This is a genomic window from Skermanella sp. (genome assembly GCF_059503625.1).
In genome coordinates, this window is sequence record NZ_JCACHA010001070.1 from 1 (window position 1) to 5,692 (window position 5,692).

The following is a 5,692-nucleotide window of genomic DNA, read 5'->3' on the forward strand; positions in this document are numbered from 1 at the left end:
GATGGCGGCCCGCGCCGCGTCGCAACCACTCGTCAGCGCGACCGTGGCTCGATGCTGCCAAAGCGCCCACGCCCGGCCTCGGCACCAGCCCGGGAATCGTGACGACTTGAACTGTGAATATCGAGCCTGTCCATGAGCTGTATGTATACAGGGTTTAACGCACTAATTCCGGATTTTATATAGTATAGAGATATTCACTGTTTTGCGTTTTGATGGTTCCAACTCCTCTTTGCTGTCCCCGGTGCGGCAGCCGCCGCCTGATCGGCATTGTCACCTTAACTTGGATAGGACGTGCGAAGACGTTGAAGGGCCGTAAGCCGGCCTTTATGCGGCCCTCCAGGCGCACGTCTCCTGCTTCCAGACCTCGAATGCGTGGGTGCGATGGACGTGGTACTCGGCGGCACTCATGAGATGCGGACGGGGATTGCTGTGCTGGTGAGTGGGGCCGTGGGCGGACAGGAACTGCCGGGCCTGCCGGGGTGATTTGAAGCGTTCGATGTGCCGCACGTGCTGGCGGGTCGGCTGATGCGAATTCTCCGCCCTGTTGTTCAGGTAACGGCTTTGCCGGTGTTCGGCGTGTGGGATGATCTGGCGCTTGGCCGCGGCGTAGCTTTTCAGCTGATCGGTGACCACGACCCGGCACATACCGCAAGCCCTTCAGCAGTTTCTTGAAGAAGCGCTTGGACCCTGGTGTTGCACCGGCTCCGGACCAGGACGTCGAGAACGATCCCGTCCTGGTCGACCGCACGCCAGAGATAGTGCTGAACGCCGTTGATCCTGATGAACACCTCATCCAAATGCCAGCGATCATCGGGCTTCGGCCGGCATTGCCGCAGCCGGTCGGCTAAGGTTCGAGCAAACTTCCCGCACCACCGACGGATTGTTTCGTCGGAGACAATCACACCACGCTTGGCCAGCAGCCCCTCAACGTCCCGGTAGCTCAGTATGAACCGGAGATAAAGCCACGCTGCATGCTGGATGATGATCGGCTGCATCCAGGCGCATTATCGTCGCCACCGACGGAGCGCTACTGTTCGCGGGACAATGCCGCTGGACAGTTAGAATTCGGGTGTGTCGACGGGTTAGTAGCCCGATCTGTCATACCCGGCATTGCTCTCCGCCTGCCGGTAATCGCTCTCCCGATCCCGATCGTAGTAGTTCCGGTACGATTGGGATTTCCGAGATTGGCTGTACAGCAACCCGGCGATCAACAACCCGACCCCCAGGGCGACCATGCCGGTCGCCAGCGGATGTTCAGTGATCACCGTGTGGGCGGCTTCGACGCCTTGGCGGCTTTGCTGGCGAACCCGGTATGCCGCCCGGTTGGCAGTGTCGCGAACCTGCTCCGCAGACCGGGCCGCACCGTCCTTGAGGTTGCCGGCCACTTCGGACGCCTGCTGTTTCCGCTGTTGCCACTCCTCCGCTGCCTGGCTGCTGCCGTGCCGCCCGGTACCCCCGGCGGTCTCCGTCAGGTTACCCAGGGTGCCGCTGTCCGCCTTCGGTCCGGTATGGGTTCGCGAGGGAGTGTTGATGGTCGATGTGCTGGTGGTTCCGCTGTCGGGTCGCGAGAACTGCTCCGCTGCCGTCGGGGATGCCGTGCTGGATTTGGTGACGCCGCCGATCCCAGTCGGGCCGGAATACGTTGCGGCTGAACTCTTGCCGGTGTCACTCTGGGTGACCGTTATGCTGGAGGGCGTCGGGGTATCGGCGCCGGTCGAACCGGTCGTCGATCCTGCCGTAGTTTCGATGATTTTCTCAGCGGAGGGCTGGTTCGATTCAGTCGTGGCGGCAGAGGCGGCATCAGGCTTGTTGCGGCTGGTGTCGGTGACCGTAGCGGCTCCTGATTTACCGTTGGAGGTGCCAGTAGTTCCGCCCGGCGATGTCCCCGTGGTAGCGGCCATGATGGTTCTCCTCAAGTTTATTCCAAACACCACAACAAGAGGTCTTCAGGCTGGTTCCCTTGCGTCCATTCCCGTCCTCCACGCATCTCCGGCCACTCGTATCACCGCCAAGGCCTCAATGAACAATCCCGCGCACCCTCAACCGGAGGGTGAGTTGACGGCAGGGTCTCTTGCCAACCTTTTCATGTCGTTGTCAGGGAATGTATTGGAGACTGGCATGTTGATTTCAGCAGAGTACTTTCCCGTACAGGAGGTAAGCAGATGCTGAAATCCGTATTGATGGCCGGCGTTGCTCTCGCGGTGCTGGGTGGAACTCCGGCTCTAGCCCAGAACAGCCAGACTACAACGACAACGACCACCACGAGCAAGGCTGGTGGATCGGGCATCATGTCGATGACGGTTGACGACCTGGAGGATCATAAGGTCTACGGGGCTGACGGCAAGGAGATCGGCGAGATCGACGAGGTGGTCCGTCCCAGTTCGGCCAACGGCACTCCCGGCACCACGGGAAGCAGCACCGCCGGAGCCACCGTGTTTGCCGTCGTGCAGGCTGGCGGCAACTGGTTCGGCCTTGGGTCGGAAAAGGTTCTGGTGCCAATCAACCAGTTCACCATGGAGGGCGACAAAGTCACCCTGCCGATGACCGAGCAGCAGGTCACTGCGCTTCAGAAGTGGGATGACAACGACAACGACTTCGCCGAGGTCGAGGACGACCAGACCCTGACCGATGCACAGGGATCGCGGTAATCCGCCGCGCCGGACATAGTCGGGCTGATCGTCCCTCAGAACTTGTTCGCAGATGGGGTGTGCCGCTCTGTGCTGACTGGAATGCTACTTTGAGCTGAAAGAGGGCTGGCGCTTCGGGGCTGGCGGTCTATGTCCGGGGCCGTCGCCAATAGGCGCCGGGTCAGCAGCATATGGGTACCGCCGTCAGAACCGCCAGGACCTCTCCGGCATCCTGAGACGCCCTCGCCGGCTTGGACGCCTTCGTGGATGAGGTTCTGGCGCAGCTCACAGCGATGGAGACGGATGGCACGAGCCCACAACCACGGTCGTCATTCCGCCGCGAAGTATGGCGGTGCTGGGATCAAGCGTCGAGCCAACTCAGCGTGATCGCCATATCCAGCCCCTTGCCGACAAGGGTGGGCTGGCAGCGGGACACTGACTATGGCAGGCGGCCCATGGCGGAAACCGCGATGTCGAAATACAAGCGCATCCTCGGTGACCACCTCCATGCCTGCTGACAGCATTGAGCCGAAACAGGCCAGATATGGCGATGCCGTTGAATAAAGGCGTACTTCACAACGACCCCCTCGCGAAGTATGCCGCAGCTTTTTTTTAGGATGTCGCGCTCAATCCTCACGCGTGGCTATTCAGCCTTCAGGCAGCTGATCTCCATCGGCTCGGCGCTCACACTCGAGGTTGCAGGTCCCTTCAAGCCTCCGTTGCCTGCTGCTTGGACCCAATTATGCAGCGTTTGCTCCGCAAGCCCCAGGTTCCTGGCAACAGTCGAAATCCGCTCGCCCTCGCCGCTTTCTTCATCGTGCCTCCTGTGGCGCCGATCTTACCCGGCTATGGGAGGCGCTGCACGCGGGCAAGGTCAACTAGTCATCCACAAAAGCCTCCTTCGGACCCGCACACCACCTACAGACAGTCAAAAAACATTGTCCGATAGGTGTATGCCAAGACGATCGGATCTGAATCATCCACTGTGCTGTTGCGGCTTACCCAAGGCATCTCGTGACATGCCATCTGTGGGGAGAGGGGATCATGAACCAGCATGAAAGGGATCGTCTCGCAATGACTGAGCGCAGTATCTGCGAAGGCGAGAAGCAGATCGCGCATTTGTCCGAGACAATCAGGGAGCTGGAGCGAAAAGGCAATGCGTTCGCTGCGGCTCGGGCCAGGAAGCTATTGGAGGATTTTCAGTACGATCTCAATCTAGCCCGCGCTGATCTATGTTCTTTCCGTGCGAATACTCAGTCCCATAAGAAGAGGGCCAGCTAGCGCCCGGCTGATCGGGAAAGGCAGCGAGGCATGGGTTCGCGATCGTCTACCCTGAACCGGATGCCATGACTCAGAGATTATACGAAGTTCCCAAAGCAGAAAGGCCGCCCCGAGGGGCGGCCTTTCAATTGTCAAACCACGATCCGGTCAGGACCACGATGCGACGCAGTATTACGCGTAGATCTCGCCAAAGGCGGAGACCCTGGTCACTGTACCCGACGACCGCGGCTTGGAACAATTAGACACAAGATCACCTCCTTTCTGTTGTTTCAGACAGTGATGCTAATGTAGAAGCCCGCTGAAGCCGTTACAAGACTGTCCGACTTCATTTTTCGGCTTTCTTCAGGCGCGCAGAGCCTGCCGCTCCAGTCCGGCGAACCGGGCCAGATGCGCCGGCTCCATGGCCACCCGCAGGTGCGCCCGGGCTTCGTCATCCCGCCGGTCCAGCACCTCGCCCCGGGCGTACAGCCAGGACAAGGTCGCCCCGTCGGCCAGATCGACATCCACATCGACCACCTGACGGTTGGCCGTCCGGTGCTCGTCGAGCACCGCGAATAGCCGCTCCAGACCTTCGCCGGTGACGGCGGAAACCGGCACGGCAGCCGGCGAGCGGCCGGTCTGGGCCTGAAGGCTCGCCTGATCGGCCGGTTCCAGCAGGTCGATCTTGTTCAGCACCTCGACGACGCGCGGATCGGTCTCCGGATCGATGCCAAGGTCCTTCAGGATCGCCTCGACATCGGCTTTCTGAGCCTCCGTGTCGGGATGGGCGATGTCACGGACATGCAGGATGATATCGGCCGACTGCACCTCTTCCAGCGTCGCGCGGAAGGCCGCGACCAGGGAGGTCGGCAGGTCCGAGATGAACCCCACAGTGTCGGACACGATCACCTTGCTTCCCGACGGCAGCTTGATCGACCGCATCGCCGGGTCGAGCGTGGCGAACAGCAGGTCCTTGGCGAAGGCGCTGGCCCCGCTCATGCTGTTGAACAGCGTGGACTTGCCGGCGTTGGTGTATCCCACCAGCGCCACCACCGGATAAGGTACGCGGGCACGCGCCTTGCGGTGCAGGCCACGGGTGCGGCGGACTTCTTCCAGTTCCCGCTTCAGCTTGACGATGCGGTCGCCGATCAGACGGCGGTCGAGCTCGAGCTGACTTTCACCGGGACCGCCGATGAAGCCGAAACCGCCGCGCTGGCGCTCAAGGTGGGTCCACGACCGCACGAGCCGGGAGCGCTGGTAGCTGAGCGCCGCCAGCTCGACCTGAAGCTGACCCTCGCGGGTCCGGGCGCGGGCGCCGAAGATCTCCAGGATCAGGCCGGTACGGTCGATCACCTTGGTTCCGAGGCTCTGCTCCAGATTGCGCTGCTGCACCGGCGACAGAGCATGGTCGACGATCACCAGGTCGATCGGTTCGCCCCGCTCTTCCGCGTCGGCGATCGCCGACCCCAGTTCGGCGACGGTGCCGCCACCCAGCAACGTGGCTGGCTGCGGCCGGCTGACCTTGACCGTGCGGGCTTGGGCCACGTCGAGATCGATGGCGTGGGCGAGACCGACGGCCTCCTCCAGGCAGGCTTCGGGCGAGCGGGTCTGTACGGTGCCATGCAGCACCGGGTGGATGATAAGGGCGCGGTCGGCTTGGCTGCGCCCGCTTTGGTTATGATACTGACTTCCCATTACCTGTACTTTCCCCTGTGCTAGGCTGCCAGAAGTGCCGGCGGCGCCGCACGTTGTTCTTCAAGTTCATTGTCGGCCTGCTGCGGCCCTCCCCAGGGCAGCAGCTTCTG

At 61.8% G+C, this 5,692-nt stretch carries 5 protein-coding genes and 1 pseudogene; 1 reads left to right on the plus strand and 5 read right to left on the minus strand.

What is annotated here, in order from left to right:
• Positions 1-324: 324 nt before the first annotated feature.
• From AC5JJ6_RS38655 to AC5JJ6_RS38665, 3 genes are all read right to left on the minus strand, one after another.
• Entirely contained in the window at positions 325-633 is a 309-nt protein-coding gene (locus AC5JJ6_RS38655; RefSeq protein WP_496047133.1) for a DDE-type integrase/transposase/recombinase, read from the minus strand.
• Entirely contained in the window at positions 615-995 is a 381-nt protein-coding gene (locus AC5JJ6_RS38660) for an IS6 family transposase (RefSeq protein ID WP_496047134.1), read from the minus strand. The genes AC5JJ6_RS38655 and AC5JJ6_RS38660 overlap by 19 nt, the downstream gene beginning before the upstream one ends.
• An 87-nt stretch (positions 996-1,082) precedes the next feature.
• Positions 1,083-1,901, minus strand: coding sequence for a hypothetical protein (locus tag AC5JJ6_RS38665; protein WP_496047135.1), 819 nt, complete (start codon positions 1,899-1,901; stop codon positions 1,083-1,085).
• A 261-nt stretch (positions 1,902-2,162) separates the two neighbouring features.
• Here AC5JJ6_RS38665 and AC5JJ6_RS38670 point away from each other — a divergent pair, with 261 nt between their 5' ends.
• Positions 2,163-2,648 (plus strand): PRC-barrel domain-containing protein, encoded by a 486-nt coding sequence (locus tag AC5JJ6_RS38670; protein WP_496047136.1) that lies wholly within the window; start codon positions 2,163-2,165, stop codon positions 2,646-2,648.
• Positions 2,649-3,270: 622 nt separating this feature from the next.
• Here AC5JJ6_RS38670 and AC5JJ6_RS38675 read toward each other — a convergent pair.
• Both AC5JJ6_RS38675 and hflX read right to left on the minus strand, forming a co-directional pair.
• Positions 3,271-3,420, minus strand: a pseudogene (locus AC5JJ6_RS38675) (transposase); the annotation flags it as partial.
• 830 nt (positions 3,421-4,250) lie between these two features.
• The gene (gene hflX, locus AC5JJ6_RS38680; RefSeq protein ID WP_496047137.1) at positions 4,251-5,582 is read right to left on the minus strand and encodes a GTPase HflX; all 1,332 of its coding nucleotides are present in this window, start codon (positions 5,580-5,582) and stop codon (positions 4,251-4,253) included.
• Positions 5,583-5,692 lie beyond the last annotated feature (110 nt).

Bases quoted from the DNA above. Each gene is read 5' to 3' on its own strand.
- AC5JJ6_RS38660 (WP_496047134.1), bottom strand. From the start codon at position 995: ATGCAGCCGATCATCATCCAGCATGCAGCGTGGCTTTATCTCCGGTTC.
- AC5JJ6_RS38665 (WP_496047135.1), bottom strand. From the start codon at position 1,901: ATGGCCGCTACCACGGGGACATCGCCGGGCGGAACTACTGGCACCTCC.
- AC5JJ6_RS38670 (WP_496047136.1), top strand. From the start codon at position 2,163: ATGCTGAAATCCGTATTGATGGCCGGCGTTGCTCTCGCGGTGCTGGGT.
- hflX (WP_496047137.1), bottom strand. From the start codon at position 5,582: ATGGGAAGTCAGTATCATAACCAAAGCGGGCGCAGCCAAGCCGACCGC.